Annotated in this window: 28 protein-coding genes; 5 read left to right on the forward strand and 23 right to left on the reverse strand. The window is 68.9% G+C overall.

Annotated elements, in window-relative coordinates; all coding sequences use genetic code 11:
• Positions 1-5: 5 nt before the first annotated feature.
• The 5 genes from QCN29_RS14840 to QCN29_RS14860 all read left to right on the forward strand — a co-directional run bounded on the left by QCN29_RS14840 (position 6) and on the right by QCN29_RS14860 (position 6,744).
• Positions 6-1,304, forward strand: coding sequence for a ParM/StbA family protein (locus QCN29_RS14840; RefSeq protein ID WP_279928444.1), 1,299 nt, complete (start codon positions 6-8; stop codon positions 1,302-1,304).
• Complete coding sequence (locus QCN29_RS14845; protein WP_279928445.1) at positions 1,304-1,525, forward strand: hypothetical protein; 222 nt, start codon at positions 1,304-1,306, stop codon at positions 1,523-1,525. Before QCN29_RS14840 ends, QCN29_RS14845 begins: the two co-directional genes overlap by 1 nt.
• Entirely contained in the window at positions 1,522-2,280 is a 759-nt protein-coding gene (locus QCN29_RS14850; RefSeq protein WP_279928447.1) for an N-6 DNA methylase, read from the forward strand. Before QCN29_RS14845 ends, QCN29_RS14850 begins: the two co-directional genes overlap by 4 nt.
• The gene (locus QCN29_RS14855) at positions 2,277-6,443 is read left to right on the forward strand and encodes a hypothetical protein (protein ID WP_279928448.1); all 4,167 of its coding nucleotides are present in this window, start codon (positions 2,277-2,279) and stop codon (positions 6,441-6,443) included. The genes QCN29_RS14850 and QCN29_RS14855 overlap by 4 nt, the downstream gene beginning before the upstream one ends.
• Before the next feature lie 85 nt (positions 6,444-6,528).
• On the forward strand, positions 6,529-6,744 hold the full coding sequence (locus QCN29_RS14860) for a hypothetical protein (RefSeq protein WP_279928450.1): 216 nt from the start codon (positions 6,529-6,531) through the stop codon (positions 6,742-6,744).
• Positions 6,745-6,916: 172 nt separating this feature from the next.
• Here QCN29_RS14860 and QCN29_RS14865 read toward each other — a convergent pair whose 3' ends face one another.
• The 23 genes from QCN29_RS14865 to QCN29_RS14975 form a co-directional block, all read right to left on the reverse strand.
• Positions 6,917-7,348, reverse strand: a complete 432-nt coding sequence (locus QCN29_RS14865; RefSeq protein WP_279928451.1) for an NADAR family protein — start codon at positions 7,346-7,348, stop codon at positions 6,917-6,919.
• Positions 7,349-7,568: 220 nt separating this feature from the next.
• Positions 7,569-9,248: a hypothetical protein gene (locus QCN29_RS14870; protein ID WP_279928452.1), complete on the reverse strand. Its 1,680-nt coding sequence runs from the start codon at positions 9,246-9,248 to the stop codon at positions 7,569-7,571.
• 278 nt (positions 9,249-9,526) lie between these two features.
• On the reverse strand, positions 9,527-9,787 hold the full coding sequence (locus tag QCN29_RS14875; RefSeq protein ID WP_279928453.1) for a hypothetical protein: 261 nt from the start codon (positions 9,785-9,787) through the stop codon (positions 9,527-9,529).
• A gap of 39 nt (positions 9,788-9,826) precedes the next feature.
• Positions 9,827-10,096, reverse strand: coding sequence for a hypothetical protein (locus QCN29_RS14880; RefSeq protein ID WP_279928454.1), 270 nt, complete (start codon positions 10,094-10,096; stop codon positions 9,827-9,829).
• Positions 10,093-10,647 carry a hypothetical protein gene (locus QCN29_RS14885; protein WP_279928455.1) on the reverse strand — a complete coding sequence of 185 codons (555 nt, stop codon included), beginning with the start codon at positions 10,645-10,647 and terminating at the stop codon, positions 10,093-10,095. Before QCN29_RS14885 ends, QCN29_RS14880 begins: the two co-directional genes overlap by 4 nt.
• Before the next feature lie 122 nt (positions 10,648-10,769).
• Positions 10,770-11,987 carry a hypothetical protein gene (locus QCN29_RS14890; protein ID WP_279928457.1) on the reverse strand — a complete coding sequence of 406 codons (1,218 nt, stop codon included), beginning with the start codon at positions 11,985-11,987 and terminating at the stop codon, positions 10,770-10,772.
• A 213-nt stretch (positions 11,988-12,200) separates the two neighbouring features.
• Positions 12,201-12,365 carry a hypothetical protein gene (locus tag QCN29_RS14895; RefSeq protein WP_279928459.1) on the reverse strand — a complete coding sequence of 55 codons (165 nt, stop codon included), beginning with the start codon at positions 12,363-12,365 and terminating at the stop codon, positions 12,201-12,203.
• A gap of 88 nt (positions 12,366-12,453) precedes the next feature.
• The gene (locus QCN29_RS14900) at positions 12,454-12,780 is read right to left on the reverse strand and encodes a hypothetical protein (protein WP_279928460.1); all 327 of its coding nucleotides are present in this window, start codon (positions 12,778-12,780) and stop codon (positions 12,454-12,456) included.
• A 117-nt stretch (positions 12,781-12,897) separates the two neighbouring features.
• A complete protein-coding gene (locus QCN29_RS14905; protein WP_279928461.1) occupies positions 12,898-13,032 on the reverse strand; it encodes a hypothetical protein in 135 nt (44 codons plus the stop codon).
• Positions 13,029-13,310, reverse strand: a complete 282-nt coding sequence (locus QCN29_RS14910; protein WP_279928463.1) for a hypothetical protein — start codon at positions 13,308-13,310, stop codon at positions 13,029-13,031. Before QCN29_RS14910 ends, QCN29_RS14905 begins: the two co-directional genes overlap by 4 nt.
• On the reverse strand, positions 13,303-13,545 hold the full coding sequence (locus tag QCN29_RS14915) for a hypothetical protein (RefSeq protein ID WP_279928464.1): 243 nt from the start codon (positions 13,543-13,545) through the stop codon (positions 13,303-13,305). Before QCN29_RS14915 ends, QCN29_RS14910 begins: the two co-directional genes overlap by 8 nt.
• On the reverse strand, positions 13,542-13,808 hold the full coding sequence (locus QCN29_RS14920; protein ID WP_279928465.1) for a hypothetical protein: 267 nt from the start codon (positions 13,806-13,808) through the stop codon (positions 13,542-13,544). The genes QCN29_RS14915 and QCN29_RS14920 overlap by 4 nt, the downstream gene beginning before the upstream one ends.
• The gene (locus QCN29_RS14925) at positions 13,805-14,302 is read right to left on the reverse strand and encodes a hypothetical protein (protein ID WP_279928467.1); all 498 of its coding nucleotides are present in this window, start codon (positions 14,300-14,302) and stop codon (positions 13,805-13,807) included. Before QCN29_RS14925 ends, QCN29_RS14920 begins: the two co-directional genes overlap by 4 nt.
• Entirely contained in the window at positions 14,302-14,541 is a 240-nt protein-coding gene (locus QCN29_RS14930) for a hypothetical protein (RefSeq protein WP_279928469.1), read from the reverse strand. Before QCN29_RS14930 ends, QCN29_RS14925 begins: the two co-directional genes overlap by 1 nt.
• A 40-nt stretch (positions 14,542-14,581) precedes the next feature.
• Positions 14,582-14,794 (reverse strand): hypothetical protein, encoded by a 213-nt coding sequence (locus tag QCN29_RS14935; RefSeq protein ID WP_279928470.1) that lies wholly within the window; start codon positions 14,792-14,794, stop codon positions 14,582-14,584.
• Positions 14,795-14,979: 185 nt separating this feature from the next.
• The gene (locus tag QCN29_RS14940; protein ID WP_279928471.1) at positions 14,980-16,110 is read right to left on the reverse strand and encodes a hypothetical protein; all 1,131 of its coding nucleotides are present in this window, start codon (positions 16,108-16,110) and stop codon (positions 14,980-14,982) included.
• 114 nt (positions 16,111-16,224) lie between these two features.
• On the reverse strand, positions 16,225-16,980 hold the full coding sequence (locus tag QCN29_RS14945) for a hypothetical protein (RefSeq protein WP_279928474.1): 756 nt from the start codon (positions 16,978-16,980) through the stop codon (positions 16,225-16,227).
• A 203-nt stretch (positions 16,981-17,183) separates the two neighbouring features.
• Positions 17,184-17,774 (reverse strand): hypothetical protein, encoded by a 591-nt coding sequence (locus QCN29_RS14950; RefSeq protein WP_279928476.1) that lies wholly within the window; start codon positions 17,772-17,774, stop codon positions 17,184-17,186.
• Between the two features lie 845 nt (positions 17,775-18,619).
• The gene (locus QCN29_RS14955; protein WP_279928478.1) at positions 18,620-18,961 is read right to left on the reverse strand and encodes a hypothetical protein; all 342 of its coding nucleotides are present in this window, start codon (positions 18,959-18,961) and stop codon (positions 18,620-18,622) included.
• A 352-nt stretch (positions 18,962-19,313) separates the two neighbouring features.
• On the reverse strand, positions 19,314-19,838 hold the full coding sequence (locus tag QCN29_RS14960; RefSeq protein ID WP_279928480.1) for a hypothetical protein: 525 nt from the start codon (positions 19,836-19,838) through the stop codon (positions 19,314-19,316).
• A 55-nt stretch (positions 19,839-19,893) separates the two neighbouring features.
• Positions 19,894-20,148 (reverse strand): hypothetical protein, encoded by a 255-nt coding sequence (locus QCN29_RS14965; RefSeq protein ID WP_279928481.1) that lies wholly within the window; start codon positions 20,146-20,148, stop codon positions 19,894-19,896.
• On the reverse strand, positions 20,145-20,426 hold the full coding sequence (locus QCN29_RS14970) for a DUF3039 domain-containing protein (protein WP_279928482.1): 282 nt from the start codon (positions 20,424-20,426) through the stop codon (positions 20,145-20,147). The genes QCN29_RS14965 and QCN29_RS14970 overlap by 4 nt, the downstream gene beginning before the upstream one ends.
• Positions 20,423-20,821 carry a hypothetical protein gene (locus QCN29_RS14975; RefSeq protein WP_279928485.1) on the reverse strand — a complete coding sequence of 133 codons (399 nt, stop codon included), beginning with the start codon at positions 20,819-20,821 and terminating at the stop codon, positions 20,423-20,425. The genes QCN29_RS14970 and QCN29_RS14975 overlap by 4 nt, the downstream gene beginning before the upstream one ends.
• Positions 20,822-20,836: the final 15 nt, after the last annotated feature.

The following is a 20,836-nucleotide window of genomic DNA, read 5'->3' on the forward strand; positions in this document are numbered from 1 at the left end:
AATTCATGAGCGCCAACAGCAACGACACCATCACTCTTACCGGCGGCATCGACGTCGGCAACGGCTACGTCAAAGGCGTCATCCAGAACACGAAGCAGGGGACTTTCGACGAGATCGATCTGCCCAGCGCGGTCGTCTCGACTTCCCGCACCTCGCCGAAGGTGCCACTCCCCGACGCGGATGCAGCATCCGTGCTGGCCGGCGACTTCTACAACCAGATCGACTGCTCGCTCACAACTCCCCTGGTGGCGGCGTCGGACCGCCGGATCTTCGGCCGCGCAGCGCTGTCTGTGCGTGGCTCGAAGTTCACCGAGTTCGAGGTGCTGGGCAAGCACTCCAAGGCCGATCAGGAGCTGAGCAAGGTCCTGGTCCTGGGTGTCTTCGCCGCGAAGGCCCTGCGCGACTACGTCCGCGAGAACGGCGCGCTGCCCGATCACGAGCTGCGCGTGCAGGTGCGCGCCGGCCTGGCGCTGCCGATCTCCGAGTTCGTCGCGCGCCGCCACGCCTACGCCGCCGAGTTCATCGGTCTGCTGGGCAGCGCGGATCCGACGGTGCACCTGGTGACGATCAAGAACTTCAGCACTCCCGTCTCGGTGCGTCTGCAGTTCGTCGACGTCCAGGTGATGGCCGAGGGCGCCTCCGCGCAGTTCGCCATCACCGACAAGGGCGAGCCGCTCGCACAGGCCCTGCTCGATGATCTGCGCACCCGTGACGCGTCCATCGTGGAGGGCGTCTCGGCCTCCGATCTGGTGGCGGTGCAGAACACCATCGGCGTCGACGTCGGCGAAGGCACCGTGAACTTCCCGGTCTTCACCGACGGCCGGTTCAACCCCGAGGCGGCCGACACCCTCGACGAGGGCTACGGCACCGCACTGATGAACGCCATGGAGCGCATGAGCGAGTCGGACGCCACGCTGCAGTTCTCCTCGCGCAAGCAGCTGGCGGACTTCCTCCACGCGGAGCCGTCGGTGCTGGTGAAGAACCGTCACCAGCGTGCCGCCGGCTTCGTCGAGGATGAGGCCAGCTATTTGGTCGACGAAATCGTCTCCTCCTTCGGTGACGTCCTCTCCCAGGCCGGCGCGACGACCGAGGTCGTCTACGTCTACGGCGGCGGCTCGGGCCCGATCAAGCACCTGCTGCACCCGGCGCTGCTGAAGGCCGCGGGCGACGTGCCCGTGCTCTACCTCGACTCGAGCTACTCGCGGCACCTGAACCGCGAAGGCCTGTACATCGCGGCGCGCCACGTCGAACAGCAGGCCCTCGCCGCGAAGCCCGCGGGCAAGCGCAGTAAAGAGGTGGTCTGATGCGTGAGGCACTGGATGCGACCTCGAAGGCCGAAGTCGAAGAGATCAGCAGCCGCATCGAGTTGTCGGACGATATCGTGCTCGCGTTCATCCGCGATAGGGCGCTGGTTCCGCTTCGCGAGCAGGCCCGGCGGAAGCCGCTCGGGTCGGATGAGGAGCTTCCGGGCTCCGCCGCAGTCCTCACGGTCAGCTCGAAGAGCAGCCCCGAGCCGGGCGCATGAGCGGCTACCGCGAGATCGTGAAGTTGCTGGCAGCAAACACCGGCGCGAAACGGATGAGCGAAGTCTTCGACAACTTCGTCGAGATGGCGGCGCTGGCTCTGCGCAACGCCGTGGACGTCCGCGGGAGCGAGGCCTGGGAAGCGCGCGAAGGGCAGTACCTCCAGATTGCCGGCCGCTACAGCAGAAAAGAGCTGGACCGCTTCGCTCACGCCCTGGCGCTGGTGACCACGGAGATGCAGCACGAGCCCTGCGACGTACTCGGCCGGCTCTACATGGAGTTGGAGCTCGGCAACGAGCGGCTCGGCCAGTACTACACGCCCTACGACATCGCCCAGCTGATGGCCGAGATGCAGATCGACTCGGTAGTCGAGCAGGTGCAGAGGGACGGCTTCGCCAATGTGTACGAGCCTGCCTGCGGCGCGGGCGCGTTCATCATCGCCCTGTCGCAGGCGATGCTGGGGCACGGCCTGAATCCGCAGACGCAGCTGCATGTGACGGCGGAGGACATAGCACCGCAGGCCATGCACATGATCTACGTCCAACTGACGCTGCTGCACATCCCGGCGCTGGTGCGCCGTCGCGACGTCCTCACGCTGGAGACCTTCGAGTCGTGGCCCTCTCTCGCTCATGTCCTGGGCGGGTGGGGCCGGAAGCTCAGGCTGGCCCGGGCAGTCAATGGATCACGGCGGCTGATCATCGCGTCGCCTCAGGGGACCACCGGAAAACCCACTGATGCTCTGGAGGTGCAGCGATGACGATCACGCAAGAACGAACCGATCTCTCTGACGTCGAGAGCGACGACGCTCCGGCCTGGCGCGGGTCGGCGGTCTCCGCGCCGATCATCGGGCACGCCCACGGCACGGCCGGCGGCCGGAAGCTCATTCGGCACTATGCGCGCGAGGTGGCCGCCCTGCTCGCCGAGCAGGAGACGGCCGAGGCGGCGCGCGTCGCGGAGTGCGAGCGGATCCCTTCTCTGTCGGGGCGTGAGCTGGCCGAGGAGCAGCGGGAGCAGGCGGCCGTCATGGTCGCCGAGGTTGCCGACGCCCCCGGCGCGTCCGGTGACCTGGCGCGGCGTACGGCGGTGGCAGAGCTGGCGGCGGCTGAGGCGGCCTTGTCCCGCTACACCGACGTCGCCGCCGGGCAGCTCTCGGCCGCGCTGGAAGAGGGCGAGTCGATCGCGGCCGTGTCGTTCCTGGACGGGCGGGAGCCCGCCTCCGGCTGGGTGCTGACGACGGCGGCCGGGCACGCGTTCCGGATCCGGCCCGTCACCCACTGCCGTCCGGAAGAGGACCAGTGGGAGGCCGGACACGACGCTGACGGCTCGTACTGGTGGCCCGCCAACATCGAGAACCGCCCCCTTACCAACGTGCTCGCCTGGATCCGTGAGGACTCCGCCACCCGTACCCGATTCACCGCCCTGTGGGCGAAGTACGGGCAGTACACAGCGCAGGCCCCGGCGTTCGCGTGCGCGCCGGAGCGTGTGGAGCTTGAGCGCGGAGTGTTCCTGGTCCGCCGCTTCGGTGCCGTGGGCCTGGTCGCCGAATGCCGTTGGGGGTTCGAGCACCTTGCCGTGCTCGGCGGTGATCAGGGCCGCACGGGTGAGGACTGGGCGCGCAAGGGGCCCGACAACCGGCGCTACGTCGCCGAGTGGAAGGTGTGGAGTCTCGCCCTGGAGGGCGTGGCGAACTCCCGTCTCCGCGTGATCTCCGTGTGTGCCGACGACGACACGGCGGCCGACGCCGACGCGTACTGTGCGATGTCCGCGCCCTACGTCGGCAAGTGCAGCGCGAAGCGCTCCGGTGCCCGCTACTGGGTGTCTGTGGTCACCGATCAGGGCTGCGAACTCGGCCGGTTCGTCGCCTGCGCCCGCTGCCTGGCCGGCCGGATCCTCGACGATGCCCATGGGGGCGGCCGGTTCTCCGGGCGGGAAGTGGTCGGCCTCGCCCGCGACTTGGCCAAGGGCGACCCCAAGACGTGCGCCCTGCACTGGCAGCAGTGGGGCGACCGTGCGGCAGAGCTGTGCGGGCAATTGCTCACTGAGGCTCTGGAGAACGGCGAGCGGGCGCCGTGGCCGTCCAAGGCGCTGGCCGATGCGCTCATCGTCCAGGGCGCGGCCGACGGCGACGACCGTGCGAAGCGGGAAGCCCGCGCGGCTGTGCGCGAGCGGGGCGGCGACAAGAAGGCGCAGGACACTGCCGCCGCCCTGGCCGCCGACATGCGCGCCGACCGGGTCGCCCTGGTCGCCACGGTCCGGGCGAGCCTGGCTGCGTTCTCCGCCCGGATCGATGCCGAGTCCGCCGCCAAGGACGCGGAGCGCTCCGCCGAGGCCGGCGACCTCCAGGCATCCGAGGAATACGCGGCGCGTGCGTCCGACTACGCGTCGGCAGCCATCGAAGCCGCCACCGTGGCGGACGCCGCCGGGTACGGTCCGGCCGCCGCCGACGCCGCCGAAGAGGCGGAGCGGGCGAACGAGGCCGCCCGTAAGGCTGTCGCTGCCCTCGCCGAACTCGTCGGCTCGGGGGTGGCGGAGAGCGACGCGACCCTGGATTCGGGTGCTCCCGCCCGGCTGGCTCTGCCTGCTGGGGGGCAGGTGGCGGCGCCGTACGACGCGGCCCGCACCATGGCCGCTCTCGGCTGGTGCGCCGCGTTCGTGGACACGGTGCGGCTGGCTGTCGCCGGTGGCCTGAAGGCCGACGGTTCCGGGTTCCGCGCGGTAGACGCGGACGGCCGTACAGGGCGGCGGGTCAAGGGTGAGCGGGTGCGGCTACTGGTCCGCTGCGGCTACCTCGCGCGTCATGCCTCGGGCCTGGTCGTGGCGACGGAGGACGGACACGAGGCGCTCAGGCTCGCCGAGGCTGCCGGGCCGGGCGTGCTGCGCGATGAGGCCGACGTCATGGCGTCCGTTCGCAAGGCCCGCCGCGCCCGCCAGTGGGACAGCCACGCTGGGCAGGACGCGCACGCCTTGCCGGTGCTCCCCGGGGGCGGTGAGGAACGCCGCCGCCTGGCCGTCGCCCGGAAGGGCGCGGCGCGGGCGGCCGTCGAGGCGGAGAAGACGCGCAAGCGCACCGAGTCGCTGATGCGGCGGGCGCGGATCCGGGACCGCCGGGAGGCCCGGTGTGAGGCGGCCCGGGAGGCTGAGGCAAGGGCGCCGCGCCGGTGCTGCCGGGGGGTGTGGCCGATGGACTGGCGGTGCGGGGAGTGCCGGGAACTGGCAGCGCGGGGGATCGAGGACTTCCCCGCTCTCCCGGCAGGCAGCACGAACACACAGCAGAACGGCAGCGACACAGAAAGGCTCGGGGGCATGGCGGGTAAGCGGCGGATCACGGTGAAGCGGATCACTGACGGCCTGTGGCACGCGATCACGCGCGGCGAGGTGTACAGGGTGGTTCATGAGGAGCGCGAGGTGTGGCCGTGGGTGATCGTCGCCCCGAACGGCGACCGGATCGGTAGCCCGTCCGTGATCGACGGCGAGTTCGTTGAAGACGTCCGGGACATCGTCCGCAGGCACGCCGACGGTGAGCCAGTGGCCGCCCCGGTCGCGACCTCCACCCCCGAGCCGGCTGCGACCGACGATGATAACGACGCCGAGCCGATGGCCGTTGGTGAGGCGTACACCGGTGAGGCGTTCGCCCGAGCCGCCGCGTTCGACCTGGCGGAGACCCGTTGGGGTGTCGAGTGCACCCGGCACGCCCCCGTGACGGTGTGGGTGGACAAGTTCGGCGACGGAACCGAGTACGAGAGAGCGGCAATGCAGTTCGACAACCGGGCCGACGCCGAGCACGCCGCCCAGCTGCACGCCGACGACGACGCGCGCCGTGATGAGGGCGTGGTCACACCGGCCGAGATCGAGCAGGCCGCCGCCGCGAGCTTCTCCCGCGACCAGTGGCGGGCGCTGGGCTGGATCCGTGAGGGCAAGGTCAGGGAGACGCGCAGGGGGTTCAAGGCGTACGACGTCAGCCCGGACCGTGCCGACGTGTCGGCCCGTATCAAGCGGGACCGTGTCCCGGCGCTGTGGTCGGCCGGGTACGTGAAGGTGTTCGCCGTGGCGCCTAGCGTGCGCGCCTTCGGACTCACGGAGGACGGGGAGCGGGCTTACCGCCTGTGGTCCCGGGTGATGAAGGCTGAGGCCGTGACCGAGCCGGAGACCGACACCGCCCACGACGACGTGAAGGGGCAGCCGTACCGGCTGCTGTCTGCCCGTCAGTACTGGCCGGGGGAAACCCCTGTGGACGAGGAGGCCGAGAAGGCCGAGAAGGCAGCGGCCGAGGAGAAGGCGGCCCGCCTCGATGAGGAGTCCAAGCGGCTCCCGGCGGAAGCGGTCGAGCTGATCTCCCAGGCCGAGAAGTCCGGCCGGTGGACCTCGCGCACCCTGGTCCACCCCGCGAGTGCAGCTGTGGTGCAAGTCCACGACGTGAACGAGGAGCGCGGCCGGGTCGTGCGGATGCTGTGGAAGTGGACGCCGGAAGGCTGGGAGTTCTCCACGGGCGGCACGCTCGACGGCAAGGGGGACCGAACCGAACTCAAGGCGATGTCCGAGGCCCGCGCATGGGTACTCGACGCTGTGATGTTCGCGGGCGACGACGTCGCCCCCGACGAGGACGACGACCAGGCCGACGGCGGCGAACCCCTTCGTGTCTCCCGCGAGTTCATCCCCACCGCCACCCCGGGCACCGATGCCGAGATCATCGAGATTGGCGCCGCTGGTCTGCTGTGGCAGCGCGACGGCGACAAGTTCGCGCACGCCGGACGCATGGTCAGCCCCGCGCGGGTGCTGCCGCTGATCGAGGCCGGGACGCTCTACCGCTCCGCTGACGGGCGCGTATACCCCGTCAAGGACAACCAGGTCGAAGAGGCAGCCGAACTCCCCGACAGGGCCTCCCAGGTCGAGGACCATGCGGAGGAGAAGGTAGAGAACTGAGCATGGAGATCAGCAAGCTCACATCCGCGGCCGTTGAAGCCAGACCAGACCAACCCGACACGATGATTCCAGGAGGAGCAGCATCATGCGCGACGAGAATGCGATCGGCCCGCATGACGGCAAGCACGAGCACAAGAAGAGCCCGGGCCTCATTGCCCGGGCGAAGACGAAGACCCTGTACAAGGAGAGGCCGACGGTCTTCGCCTTCGGTGTCATGGGTGTCTCGGTGCTGTCCTTTCTGCTCGGTGCACTGCTCATGGGGGAGATCGTTTTCCCGCCGTTCATGGGACTCAGAAGGTAGGCACACGCAGGGCCGCGGAAAAAGAGACCCCACCGTTCGGAGCACTTGCTCCGGGCGGTGGGGTCTTCGCTGCACTGTCTGCAGCATCAGAGCGGGAAGTGAAAAAGGAAGCCTTCCCGCAGCGGAGCATGACGCTCTGCCAGGGGAGGGCTTCCGGTGTGACAACTGACCGTCAGCTGTGGTGTGCGCGAATGGCCATCAGCAACTCGCCGAGCATGTTCGTGCCTGGGACCCGCTCGTGCTTCGGACAGAAGCACGAGCCCCAGAACTGGTCATGCCAGTGATTCGTCTCGACGAGCATCAGGTCACCGGTGGTGACGAGCCGCTGACTCAGGCCGGGGACAGCGAACTTGGCCATGAGCACACGCTGCATGGCCCAGACGCGCATTCCGGTGTTCCATCCGGGGCGAAGCGTCACCCGGCGGCCCCGCCCCTTGCTTTCGCCGGGAGTCGGAGCACTGAGCACGTGGTTCTGCTCAGCCGGATCGAGGGTCTTCAGTGCGTTGAATGCGTGTTCACCGGAGGCAGCTTTGCGTCCCAGCAGCGGGACGAAGAAGGGCGTCTCATTGAAGTTCGAGAGGAATCCGAGGGTGTCAGTGAACATGGGCATCTGACTGTATTGGGCCACGGTGGTCACCCCTGACGTCTCATGGGCTCATACTTGCGATTCGTCTCCCGAATCAGCTGTGCTGATAACAGAGCAGGGGAAGCACAGAAAAGAGATTCCCATCAGCCCACGTGCTCCTCCGGAATTCCGGGTAGCAAGAGAAGAACCCCGACCTGATGCCGGAGCACCAGGTCGGGGTTCTTGTAGAGATTTGGCGTCAGTGAGTCCTCTGGGGCAGTCGCAGCCCGTCCATGCCCAGAGCATCCGGGTGGAAGCTGATTTCCATGGCGACCAGCCCGTCGACGACCTGCTGGGCCGCTTCGCCGAGCTCGCGCACAGCGTCGCGGTTGTTCTTCCCGAGGATCTGCTCTACGCCATGCGACTGCGTGATCTGCAGGTTCAGACGCATGCGGCCATCCGCTTCACAGACCGCGGCGAACACATCCAGCTCCAGTTCGCCGGCGTACCCACCGATGCAGTTGTTGAGCATCGCACCCCAGCGGGAGAGCGTCTCGGCATCACGGGCGACGACGAGACTCAGACCGGGAGCTGCTTCCCGACCATCCAGCAGTGCGGCCGTATGCAGTGCCCATTGGTGGCGCTGGGCCTGCTTCGCGATCCGCGCGAGGCGGCGCGCCTCCTCGCGTTCGTAGCGCTCACGATCGCGGGCAGCCATCAGCTCGCGCCGTCGGTCCTCGATCAGACCCAACGCCTGCACGCGGAACGCTTCGTCCTTCCAGAGGTCCCATTCAGCGACCTGGGCCGTGCCCTCGGGAAGCAGCCGGATCTCGCGGTTGTAGTGCTCCATCTCGCGATGGGCGTAGATCTCCTCCTGTATGACGCGCTGGGCCGTGCGGCCCCGGGGGTCGTGCCAGCGCTCTATTGCGGGCAAGTCCCGGACCAGATGCTCGAGGTCACGGGAGCCGCGGACCCGGCGCTGCCCGCGGGCAGCGATGATCTCCGGAAGGAGGTCGAGGTCACGGGTGATGGCCAAACGGTGAGCCGTGCAGTCGGCTGCATCGGCCAGCGTGCGCCGCGCCTGGTGGACGGGCTCCTTGAGGATCCGTCGCAGCACCGGCTGCGGAGTCCGGCGCAGGATCGAGCGGATGCCTCGCCGCTGCAGGGATGTGAGCGACAGCTCGCGCATCAGGCTGCGGCCGCTGGCTGTTTTCGTGGTGCGCATTGCGTCGATGAGCCAGTCCACGGGCACCAGCCCGCGGAACATGGCGAACCAGCTCAGGGTGCTGATGTCCAGACGCTCCACCTCGCGAGCCAGCGGCCGACGGTAGGCGCGCACGCCGAAGAGGTTCTTCGCGACCTGCGCATGGTTGTGGGCATCGAGATAGGGCAGGTAGGCGGAGGCCGGACGATCCTGCCGGTCGTCCTTGAGCAGTGGGAAGCGGTCGTTCCAGTTCGGCAGCTCGCCGATGTGTTCGCGGATCGCGGCGATCGCCTGGTCCACGGCGTTGTCGACTCCCTCGGGCTCCGGTCCTTCGAGCCGGCGGGCCTGCGGGTTGCTGCGCATCCACTGCTGCAGTGTCGCGGACAGCCCGTGGATCCAGGACTCGACCACGGTCTCGGAGAAGACATGGCGGGTGGTGGATTTGCCGGTGCGGCGGTCGATCTCGCGCAGGACGACGAGGTCCTTCTTCGTGCGGGCCATCGACGTGAGCTTCTCGGAGGTCCAGTAGTGGAATGCCTTGCCCGAGGCGCGCATGCGGTGCACGCGCCTGTAGAGCGAGACAGCGACGGACGTCCGGCCGTCAGGTAGAGCCCGCGCCAGGATCCTCAGGCTGATGCCGGAGATCGCGCCTTCGACTGCGGCGACACCCTGCTCGGCAAGGGCGTCGTCGACATACTTGATGTAGAGCAGGGCGTGCTCGCTGCGCTCGGGCATGGCGGTCTCCCCCGGGAAGATGTGATGGATTCGGCAGTGAGACCCCCGGCGCTGCCTTGCAGCGCACTGCCCGCGTCACATCCGATCCCTCTCCCCCAACTCGTCCCTCTGTCAGGCCATTCGGGATCACCTGTCGATTCGAGGCCACGCCATTCGAAAGAACTTTCAATAAGGACTGCACAGCCCGACTGACTCGGAGTAAGAAGCCGGGGCTGAGCGCGCGAAAAAGGAAGACCCCCGGCGACGGTCTTCTGCGGGGGTCTTGGCTGTGCTGTTCGTCAGGCCACGCGCTCGATGCGCGTGGCGCCGGAGTCGTCCTGGAGCCCGGTGGCCAGGTCGTACCAGGAACCGTTGCCCAGCCGGACCAAGGTCTTTTCCTCCCGACCTCCCCAGCCGGGGATGGCGGGGACGTCGCGCCGGTCGAGAACCGCGGTCGTGCAGATGCTCTCCTCGGTGTTCTCGTCGAGGCTCTTGACGACGACCTTGTCGCCGGCCTGAAGGTTCGCAAGATCGTTCGTGCTGATGGTGCTGGTGCTCATGGCGCTGTATTTCTTTCGGATCGGATCTGGACTGCGATTTCAGTTCTGGGGTGCGCTCATGAGCGCCTTCTTCGCGCGGCGCTTCTCGGCAAGAGCCCGAAGGGCACGCAGGAGGATCCACCAGCACCCGCCGCTGAAGGCGATGCTGATGATGATCGGCGTGTACTGACCGGTCATGACGCAGAAGACTGCCGCCGGTGCGAGGACGATCACGTTCGTCGCGATCATGAGGGTGAGGAGCACCCGGCCGATCGTCTTGGCGGCGCGGTCGCGCCACGTCGAACCCGCGCTGCTGGTGGTGGCGTTCATGCGCGGGGTCCTTCCTCGATGATGTAGATCTTCTCGGCGACGTAGGCGTCGTCCTGCTCCTCGGCTGCGCTCTCGACTTCATGGGAGATCTGGCTGATCACGAGGATCAGCGTCAGCCGGTCGATCGGGTGGGCCGTGCGGATGGTGATCACGGCAGTGGTGAGTCCGGCCGCAGACGGGAACGTCACGCCATCCAGCTCCGCGTGCGCGCCGCGGATGCTGTGGCTCGCCGCAATGGGCACCGTGTGCCGCGGCAGCTCCGGCATCTGCTCTGCGCATGCCTGCAACGCGGCGCTCACTGCGCCATGAACATCAGCGAACTCGCCGGCGTGCAAGACCACCGGCGCAGCGTGCTCGTAGCCCGCCGCCACCTCGAAGGCGACCTTGGCGGCCTCGACGGCGCGCGTCGGGCAGTGCGGTCCCGGGGAGACCTCGTCTCGCCCCCTCATCTCGGAGCACAGGTGGCAGTGCGCGGGCCCCAGGTCCGGAACGCCGTCGCAGCGCGTGTGCTCCGTCTGTCGGGGATCAGTGGATTCGAGAGACTGGCTCATGGCTGTACTCCTGGCGTGGACGTGATCTTTCGAAGGCCAGACCGGATCAGCTCCGCTGATCAGACAAAGACAGACCCCCGCCCAGCGAGCGTGATGCTCAGCAGGCGGGGGTTCTACGGAGTTCAGGGAACCGGCGGGCGGCCGGCCGTTCGGGTCGGCCTGCGCCGGGGGGCGGAGGCGTTACGGCGCCGTCCTTGCGGCTCGGTGCGCCCGGGCGGGCGCACCGAGCCCGTCCTGCGGGAGCAGGCCAACGGCCCCGCCCCCGCCGGTCGGCGCAGGCCGTGGATGCGGGGTTCAGCGCAGGCCCATGCTGGCCTCGATCGTGTCGCCCTCCTCCTGCTGGTCCTGCCAGCAGGGCTCGCATGGGTCGCTCTCGGAGCACTCCGGGCGGGGCTGGCCGTTGGGGCACAGCTCATCGGCGTCCCCGGCGGGCTGGGCGGGGGGGGTCCGCCGGTGCCGCACTCGCACGTGTGGGCGCAGCGCTCACAGTCCTCGCAGACCTGGTGCGGGCAGCAGCCGCAGGGCAGGAACCGGTTCGGCGGCAGGGTGCAGCGGTGCGTGGCCTCTGCGGCGGCCGCGGCCTCCTCGCGCTTGCTGAGGAGCGCCTTCACGCAGGCCTGGCACGACACGTCGGTGCCGGGGGCCTCAAGGCTGCTCTCCGTGTCCTGCGGGAAGTACATGCCGCACGCACCGGTGTCGCCGATGCCGCCGTCCATCTGCCTGGTGGCGTGTACGGCGTAGCCGCGGTTCGCCTTCTTCCGGCTCGGGTAGCCGTCGCGCCCGGCATCCCGCTCCAGCTTGGCCAGGGTCTGGCGTACGGTTTCGGCGTCGGCGTCGGTGCGGATCCCGACGGCGCGCAGCGACTTGCACGGCCACGGCACCTGACCGCCGATCGTGTGCTCGCTGCTCCGGCACTCCGGCCGGTGCGTCCCCTTGCAGACCTTCGGCGTCGCGCAGCAGCCGTGCCGGGGGTTGGCCGTCTTCGGGTGCAGGGCGAGCATCGCGCCCTGGAGACAGAGCGCGCCCACCGCGGCGGCGGCCCGGACCGCGTCCTCGTGGGCGTCGAGGAGCGCATTCGCCTCCTCGTGGAGCATGGGCCCGGCGGCCTCGGGGGCGACGAGTTGGTTGAAGATCGGGCGCCGGGTCCCGTTCACGGTCGGATCCGGGGCCTGCCCGCCCAGCTCGTCGGCCTGGTCGTCCAGCCGCAGAGCGGAGATGAGGATGGCGTCGTGGGTCTTGGAGTCGGCCGTGTCCGGCAGGTTCAGTTCCGTGCGGCGCAGGAACTTCGCGGCCCGGCGCAAGGCGGGGATGTCCTTCGGGGTGAATTCGACGGTGACCATCGGTGTCCTTACTTTGCAGGCGGGTTGATTCCGGCCACTCGTAGGATTGGAGGCCCAGGAATGCCGGGTGTGGCACACAGGCGGCCCCGTCGGTCCACTGGCGGTGGAGCCGATGCCGACGACTGGCTCGTGCGTGAGGTTCACGGCGACCTGGTCGTACATCAGGGCGCTGTTGAGCCGAACGGAATGCGTGGGCCACGTTCGTCGGGGTGTTCAGCACCGTATGTCCGGGAGGTCGAGCGCCCGCCACTGCTCGCCGTTCCAGAACTGCCAGGTGGCGGTGTCGGGGTACTGGTCGTCCAACTCGCTGGCGATCTGGACGAGGAACGGTGAAGCAGGGTCAGCGCGCAGGCCGAGCCACAGTGGCGGGATGGTCAAACGAACAGGACGCCGTTGAAGCCGTGGATGTCGATGCCGCAGGTCGTCCATGACCCGGAGGCCGGCGGGAGACATCCACATCGGGGGCTCAGCGAGGGTCTCCATCGATGTTGTTGCCGACCTCGTCGCCGCTCGCCATGGTCGGGGCAGTGATCGCCACCCCCGGCGCGAGGCTGCCCGCGTTCATGCGCACGAGGGGGTCAAGGTGCAGTGCGACCATGCCCGCCACATCACTCGCGGCCTCGAAGTTCCAGCCGCGCATGTGGTCGGCGAGCACCTGCCGCGCCTCGTCCAACTCGGCCGCCGTCGGCTCCGCGCTCACCGGCATGTGGTCCAACTCAGGGGCGATCCAGTACCCGGACGCGGTGTCGTACCCCGCGCCCTCGGCAGGCGTGCCGTTCTCCTGCAGGAACATGTGCGTCCGCGTGCCCCGGGTTTCCCTGGTCTTCTCGACGCGCAGCCGGAGCGTGGCCCACGTCTTGACCTCCCTCGCCGTTGCCGGTCGCGGCTGGCCGCTTGCCGGGTCCGTGCGTCATGCCTTCCCTGCCCGCCGGAACCACTCGCCGGATGCGGTCATGGCTGCCCACAGTGGCCATACGACCTCGCCGGGGTCGCTGACGTCCAGGTCCCGCCGCGCGACAGGCGCGGCCATGGTGGTCGTGTTCACCGTGTGCTCTCCTCCTCAGTCCGTGCCCAGACTCTCGAGCCCCGGCGCCGAGTTGGCCCCACATCGGTTCTGCTGTGACGATCAGTCAGCGGATGGGCTTCCCGCACTGGTCGCAGCGGTACGCCGTAGACGTCCATCAGGTCCGCGCGTCGCGCGGGCATCAGCGTCTCGATGTCGTCCCGCTCCCGTGCGCAGGGCGGACAGAACCAGAAACTGCCCATGAGGTACGCGACGGTTTCCTGCTGCGGGTCGCCCTGGCTGGCGTTGATCTCAGACATGGCCCGATCCTTTCAGCGCTGCGGCACGGCGGTGTAGTGGTAGCAACCCTCCAGCGACTTCGCCGGCTGCTCGGTCGGGGTCGGTGAGCTCGCAGCCGCCTTCCATCTGATCGCCGCCGCTGGGCCGGGTGTGGCCGGGTTCGTCGTAGTCGAAGGGCGCCATGTCGATGCCAAGAGCGGCCGCTTCGAGCGCTGTGACGGTTTCGAGGATGGCGTGGGCTTGGCGGAGTCTCACGTCCAGTCTCCGTTCAGGTATGCACGGGCTGCGGCTTCGACGTCCCGCATCCGCCCATCGGTGATGGCGTGGATGGGCGCCATGTTGTCGAGGTGCGGGTTCATGCCGACCATCCACGCACGGGCGGTCGCCTCGCCTTCCACCTGGGCGAGCTGCTGAAGGATGCGGGCGGCGTCTGCCTGCTGCCGCGGGGTGGTGAGGCGGGCGGCGAGCCGTGGGCCGAACTGGGCGGCCAGGAAGCCGACGGGGTCGGGGGCGCTCACGTCGGGAACACCTCCGGGTGCGCGGCCTTCCAGTCCAGCCACCGCTTCGGGTAGATGTCGTGGTCGCGGTCCATGGCCTGCTCCAGAGACAGCGGGCCTACGGTCTGGCGGGATTCGGATCCGGGCGGGCCGGGCACGAACAGCGGACCGTACTGCCAGGTGACGACGCGATATCCCCAGTCGGCGGGCCCGTACTTGATAAAGTCGCGGGTGACGACGCGACCTTCGACATCGAGCGGGCGTTTCAGCATGCGCTGTCGTTCGCGGTCGCCGAGGAAGTAGTGGATGTATTCGTCGATGTAGGAGGCGAGCATGGCGGCTTCGGCGTCGGTGGGCCGCTCCCGGCTGCCCCAGCTGTAGCGGCTGGTGTCGACGCCGATATAGGCGGCGATGTACTTCCAGTCGGAGTTGAAGCTGGTGACGACAGGGATGCGGAGTTTCGTCAGCGGATCGTGTTCGTCAGCGTCCGTACCGAACGGCCAGGTGGCGCTCATCAGCTGCTCCTTCGCTTCCGTGCGTCACGGATGAGGGTGATGCAGTCGGTGCACCACCGTTCGCCGGGCCGGTCGAGGTCCAGTGGGACATCCTGCTTCGGCGCCGGGAAGACGATGCCGTCACTGTCGGAGCAGGTGATGGGCTGAAACTCTTCGACGATGCGACCGACGGGTCTGTGCCAGACGGGGATCTCGTTCTGGCCGCCGTCTTTTCGGACTCGCTCAGGGGTGGCAAGCATGCTCGTGTTCCTCACTTCTCGCTGCTGGTCTGGTCGGCGGTTATGGCTGTCTGGCATCCGCGGCATGGCTGATCCCGCCGAGCGTGAACCCGCGGGGCAGGTAGCCGCGCTTTCCGCCGCAGGCGGCTTCCAGGAGATCCCACCAGCGCTGGTCGTCGGGCCGTCGGGTGCGGTGGTGGGTGCGGCCGTTGACGAACCGGATATGACGGATCGCCACGCTCGTCGGCCAGCGCCGGGGCGGGGGCGGGCTCACTCGCTCCAGCCGATGAGCCGGAACTCAGTTCGCTCGCTCTCCAGCTCCTGCTTCGAGCTGCACTGCTCCGAGACCCAGACGAGGCGGAGGATCGCGTCTCCGTGGGACGCATGCTGGCCGTGTGGCGCCGGACCAACCGGCCGTGCGCTGCGGTGACCGTGACCGTCATCGTGTCGGATCCCGTCTCAGTAGCCCTTGCGGGCCGCCGCGCGGGCCTGCGCTTCTGCGTCACGGGCGGGGATGGTGGCGAGGAGTTCGCCGGGGCTCGCGGCCTTGGCAAGGGACTTGGTACGGGCCGGGTCGGCGTACAGGGTCCACACGTCGCCCATCCGGGGCCAGTAGGAGAGCTGCCAGAACCGGCGGTTGGCGTAGCAGATCTGCCAGGAACGCGGGCCGGACGGGTGCGCGCTCACACCGTCCGGAAGGTCCGGCAGTTCCGGCGCGGGACCGTACATGCGGTCGATGTAGGCGAGGTGTTCGGCCGTCGCCGTGATGGCGACGCGCACCGTGTGCGGCCACCGGTGCCCCTCGGGCAGCATCGGCGCCCACTCCTTCCACTGCGCCTCGCTGCTCGCGCTGCCGGCGTACGGCGCCCAGGCCGCGCCGCGCGCGTAGTTGAAGCCGAGCCGCATCAAGTGCCATCCGGCGGCGGCCTTCAGCCCTTCCGTGTTCGCGCCGTCGGTGATGGCGTCCAGGTAGATACCGGCGGGGTCGTTCTCCCGACCGGCCGCGCCCTGCTCCGTGAGCGGGATCATGTGGCGTTCCACCGTGCTGCCCTCGGCGGTCATCAGCCGCAGCGTGGCGCCCCCACCGGCGAGCGGGTACGCCATCCGGATTTCCGCGACGGTCGGCAGGGCGGCGAGTTGGCCCGCACGCATCCGCGCTAGCCGCTCGGTCATGGTGGCCGACACCTGGGAACGCTCGCCGCCCTCGGCGGCCAGGCACCACGCGGCACCGCGCGCACGGGTGCCCGGGTCACGAGTTGCCAGCGCGGCGGCCTTCTCCCGCTGCTGGGCAACCGCGTTCACCGCGAGCGCGAGCGCGCCCTTACGCGTCGTGCTGTCGGATCCGATCTGCCTGCGCTCGCCCCCCACCTCCCGCACCCTCCAGAACAGCGCGCCGCGCTCGCTCACCTGAAAGGCGGCGTACATGGTCTGCGGGAACCGGACCCCGCCGAGCGTCTCGCCGGGCAGCGCGAACAGCCAGCCTTCGACACCGAAGTCAGCGCCGTCAGGCTTCTTGCCGTTGGTCGGCGTGTACCGGGTGTATTCGGGCTTGACGGTCTCCCGGACGATGCTGCGGGCCTGCGTGGTCATGCTGGGTTTCCTCTCGGGTTGCTGCCGTGGTCGGGTGTGTGCTGAGTGCCCCCGGCCGCTCTCGAACCGGCCGACCTGCCCGCACTTGTCGCAGGGTCGGGGGCGCTATGAGGGCTAGAACGGGGGGCAGCACAGGGGGCCGGTGCACTCGTGCGCGGCGGCCTGCGCCTGCGCGGCCTGGCGCTCGCGCTCGGCCTGATTGCTGCGCATAATGCGCCGGGCGACACACGGCGCGTTGTCGCACGTGGTGTGCCCCTTCAGGGCGTCGGTGGAGTCGTCGAAGACCTCGATCAGCCCGTAGTCCTCGCACCAGCCGCACAGCGGCTCCGGGGCGTGCAGGCTCTCGCCGTCCACGCACCCGATCCAGTTGGACGAGTCGTGCCAAGCGCCCTGCCCGTCGGCCTCGATCCACTCGATAACGCGCGCGCAGTGCAGACAGGTGTACTCAGGCTCCGACATCGTCAGCCCGAAGTGCTCGGCCAAGGCGGCAGCACACTGCCCGGCCTGCATACCCGCGCTCGCCGTGGGCTCGTGCTCGTCGCCAAACCCGTTGAACACAAACCGGGTTGACTCGTCGTCGGTGACCATGGCGGCCACGGCCCGCAGTGCGACCGTGGGCAGGTCGTAGTGATCGGCGAACCGGCGGCCCTCCGGAGTGCGGGCGGACGGGTCGGCCACACAGTGGATCCACACCTGCGCACGCCCCGGCACGCTGCACACCAGGTACTCCGTAGGCAGCCCGCGCCACGGCTGGTCCACGTGGTGCACGATCCCGAGCGCTTCGAGCGCGTCACGGAGCATGGCGCCGGTGTGGCCGTCATACGCGGGGTGCGTCTTGGTGAGGCTGGGGCATGCGGTGAGCTTGGACATGCGGGGGTTCCTCCTAGGGTTGGTTCGGGTTACGCGGCCGTGGACGTCCCACCCAGGTGCAGGGCGCCGCAAGAGGGTTGGGGCAGCGTCAGGTGCCGTGGCCGGTCAGGCCGCGCGCGGTGCGGTAGGCGGGGATCAGGTCCCAGGTGGAGCCGAGCCGGTACCACCAGAAGAGTTCGTCGCGGTCGCGGCCGGTCGCGGGTTCAGGGGGTCTCGGCGGTGAGGTCGGCCACGCGCCGCTGGTAGGCGCCCCAGACGCTTGCGGTGTCCAGGCTGGGGCCGGTGGTGTAGCCGGTGGGGGAGGATGCGTGCGCCCACGTGCCGTATGTGGTGACGACTTCCCGGTATTCGGTGCGGCTGGCCGGGTGGGATGCGATGGTGACCCACCGCGCGCCGGTCAGGGACGGATAGACCGCCAGGTGAGCGGCGACGGCCGATGCCATGGCGTCTGCGGCGGCGGCCGGGTCGGTGATGTCGGCGGGCGCCTCGGTGAAGTCGTAGTGCACATGACGGGTGTTGAAATCGTCGGTGATCACAGCACTGATGCCGAACAGTCCGGCCAGTGGCACGTCGTAGCCGGACACGGCGGGGCCGTTGGTGTAGGAGTGCGCGTCGATCCACACGTCCGGCTGGCCCGGGGCGGTGGTCACCAGGGAGGCGCCGGGCAGGGAGCGCCAAGGCTTGACCACGCGGAAGGTGACGCCGTGCGCGGTCAGCGCGGCTTTGAGGATCGCGCCGGTGCGCTCGGCGGCGGCGGGGGCGGTCTTGCTCAGGTCGTGGGGCCAGGAAGTCATGGTGTACCTCTCACATCGACGTGGTGGGGGTGGGCTGAGTGCGTGCGGCCCGGTTCGGCCGGGCAACCGGCCTACCGGGCGGCGCGGGTGGATCAGAGGAAGCGGCGCGTCCTGGTCCGTGCGGAGGGGCGGGGACCAGACCGGCGCTGATCGCCATACGGCGCTCGGGGCTCACCCGCCGCTGAGGGGCACGCCGGGCACGCGGGGGCCGTGCCTCTGAGGTGGGGGCGGCCAGAGCGGGCAGCCTCCGCCGTGACCTCCGTGCGCGCGGTCTCGGCCGTTTCCCTGCTCCTGGGTGGTCTCCGCCTCGACCGGCGCGGCCTCCGTCTGCCCGAGGCTGCTGCCCGCGCCGTTGCGGTACTCCGCCGGGGCCGGAGCCTCGGGGGCGTTGCCGTCGTGCAGCTCGGCGACCGCCGCGATGCGGGCCGCCTTGCCGCGCGCCGTGCACGGGTCCTCATACCCTGAAGACCAGACCGGATCAGCTCCGCTGATCAGGCAGACAAAGAAGGACCCCCGCCCGGCGAGCGTGATGCTCAGCAGACGGGAGTTCTGCGGAATTCACCTGCCGACGCCCAGAGGCGAGCCCCAGTCGGCTACGGCTGGACGCTGCCGTCCGGCACGAGGATCGTGATCCGGTCTTGGCACAGCTGCTGGCTTCCTGCGTCCGCGCCTTCCTGGTCGGGCCCGATCTTCAGCCGACTTCTGTCGTGCGGGTCGCCGGTGTAGCTCGGCTTCGACGCATCGACGGGCTCGACCGTGCAGCGCAGCCGCTCCAGCCGCGGCGTCTGGTCTGCTTCGTGCGGATCGATGATCCGGACCGTGATGTCGTTGGCGAAGGTCTTCTGCTACCAGAGGAAGCCCGTCGGCCTCTGCTCCTGGGTAGTCACCGTGCCGGGCACGACGGCGTCCTGGTCCTGGACCGTCGTGTAGTCGTAGCTGATGTCGGACGAATACTCCGAGGCGGTCGTGGCCCTGTAGTAGCTGCCGTCGACGCGCTTGACGAGCTTCTGCACGGGGTCCGCGACGTAGACGATCTTCGTGTTCACCATGGCAGCCCGCTCCTGGGCGTCTTGCTCCTTGACGTGGTTGAGCCAGAGGAACACGCCTGCGACCAGGGCGGCAACTATCGCGATCGAGATCGCCCAGCCGCGAAGGAGCGAGCGCCTGCGTAAGGGGATGTTGTACATGATGGTGGTCTCTCTCTTTCTGCTGGTGCTCAGGCGGTTCCGAGGTCGCTGCGCATTCGCAGCCGTTTGGCGAAGAAGCCGGCCTGGACGGTGAAGTGGCCCTGGTGCAGCCCGTAGAGCTCAGGGCAGACGGGCCCGGAGGCCCAGGCCTGGATCGCTTCCGGGAAGAGGGCTCTGCCCTCCCAGGCGAGGTGCCAGGCTTGGCACTAAGTCGACGAGCTTCTGGAGCTTCATCGCGGTCATCGCCGGCCGATCGGGCTCGGCCGCGGCGGGCTTCTGCAGGATGTACCCGGCGACGTCGAAGACGGATGTCTGAGACTGAGCGATGGTTCCAACCTTCATTCCGCTTCGATCACCACCAGTGCCGGAACAGGTAGTCACCGCACGGCAGTTCGCCACGGCGGATCAGATCCGCCAGGACCATCCGCAGCGACGGCGAGAAAGTGCGATCAGCGAAGAACCGGCCCTCAAACACGGCGTTCTCAAGGTCTTGCGTCGCCGGCGGGTTCGCCTCGACGGTGGCTGGTGTGTTTTCGTCGGCGACGCGGATGCTCAGCCAGTAGTCCAGCTCCGTCATGCCGGTCTTGAAGACGCTCTCGCCGGTGCGGGAGTCCCAGCCCAGGTAGATCTCGGTGCCGTCGAGGTCGCCGAGTGCCTGCAGGTAGTCCCCGTCGGAGGTGAGCTCGTAGAGCTTCACGCTGTCATTGCCGATGTGCTCGTCGTCCCGCTGGCATCCGCGCAGCGAGCTGTACGGCTTGCCGTAGACGCGCTCGCCGATGGCCTCGATCGGAATGTATCCGTTCTCGGCGGTCACAAGATCAGCGTGCGGTTCCAGCATGTAGATGCTGCGAGGCGTGTATTCGGGTGCAGCGGGCATGACGGAGCCTCCTATGTGCAGTTCGGTGATCGTTGCGGAGACGAGCCAGTGCGGCTCAGCGCTCGCCTCGCAGGAGCTCCGCCAAGGCCTGAGCATGGGCGTTCTTCGCTTGTTCGACGGCGGCCTGCTCCTGGAGGAAATGGATCTTCTCCCCGGCCTGGATGCATTCCTCCACGGCGTCCATGGCGAGAATGGTGGCAGCGAGCTCGCGCCGGACGTCCGCCACGCGGCGCTTCAGTTCGGGGTGCCGCTCGGACATCACGCTCAGCCTGTGGGCGGCGGCGACCTTCTGCTCCTCGCCGATGGTCATGGTGCTACGCCTCCTTGAGGCTCTCCCAGATCTCCTTGCACTCTGGGCAGACCTGGTACTTCCGGGTTCTTCGATGGGGTCCGCTTCTTGCCGCAGAGGGCGAAGACGGGCTCGCCCGTCATGGAGGAGCGGACGATGTCCTCCTTGCTGACGTAGTGGCTCGGGCGGTTGTGGTCACCAGCGCCGTCGTCCTTCACCCGCTCCTCGTTCTCGACGATCGAGTCGAAGAGGGTGCCGGTGTCCGTGTTGGTGCCGGGGCGGTCGAGGGTCGTGCTCATGCTGCGGGCTCGGCGAGGTCGATCTTCCGGCCCCGGGCAATCTCGGCGGCCGGGACGTCGATGCGGAAGCCGCTGGCCGGGTAGCTCGGGTGGGTCGAGAACACCACGGCGCACATCCAGGAACCGGCGTGGCGCTTGCGCGGCAGCGGCTCCTCCTCGACACTCTCAGGCAGAGCGTCCTTGCGGAACTCGATCGGCACCACGACGACGCGGTAGGCCTGGTCACTGCGCGGCTGCCGCCAGGGCAGTTCGACGAGTAGGTCCTTGGGCCACTCGTCGATGGTCACGGGCAAAGTTGACAGGTAGTGGTTCAGCGAGCCTTCGGGGGCCTGGGCCAGTCGGGACTGCTCCTGCTCTTCGGTCTCGATGAAGCCGATGCGGCTGAGGAAACTCATGGTGGTCAGTTCTCC

The sequence above is a fragment of the Streptomyces chengmaiensis genome, assembly GCF_029846775.1.
Lineage (GTDB): Bacteria > Actinomycetota > Actinomycetes > Streptomycetales > Streptomycetaceae > Streptomyces > Streptomyces chengmaiensis.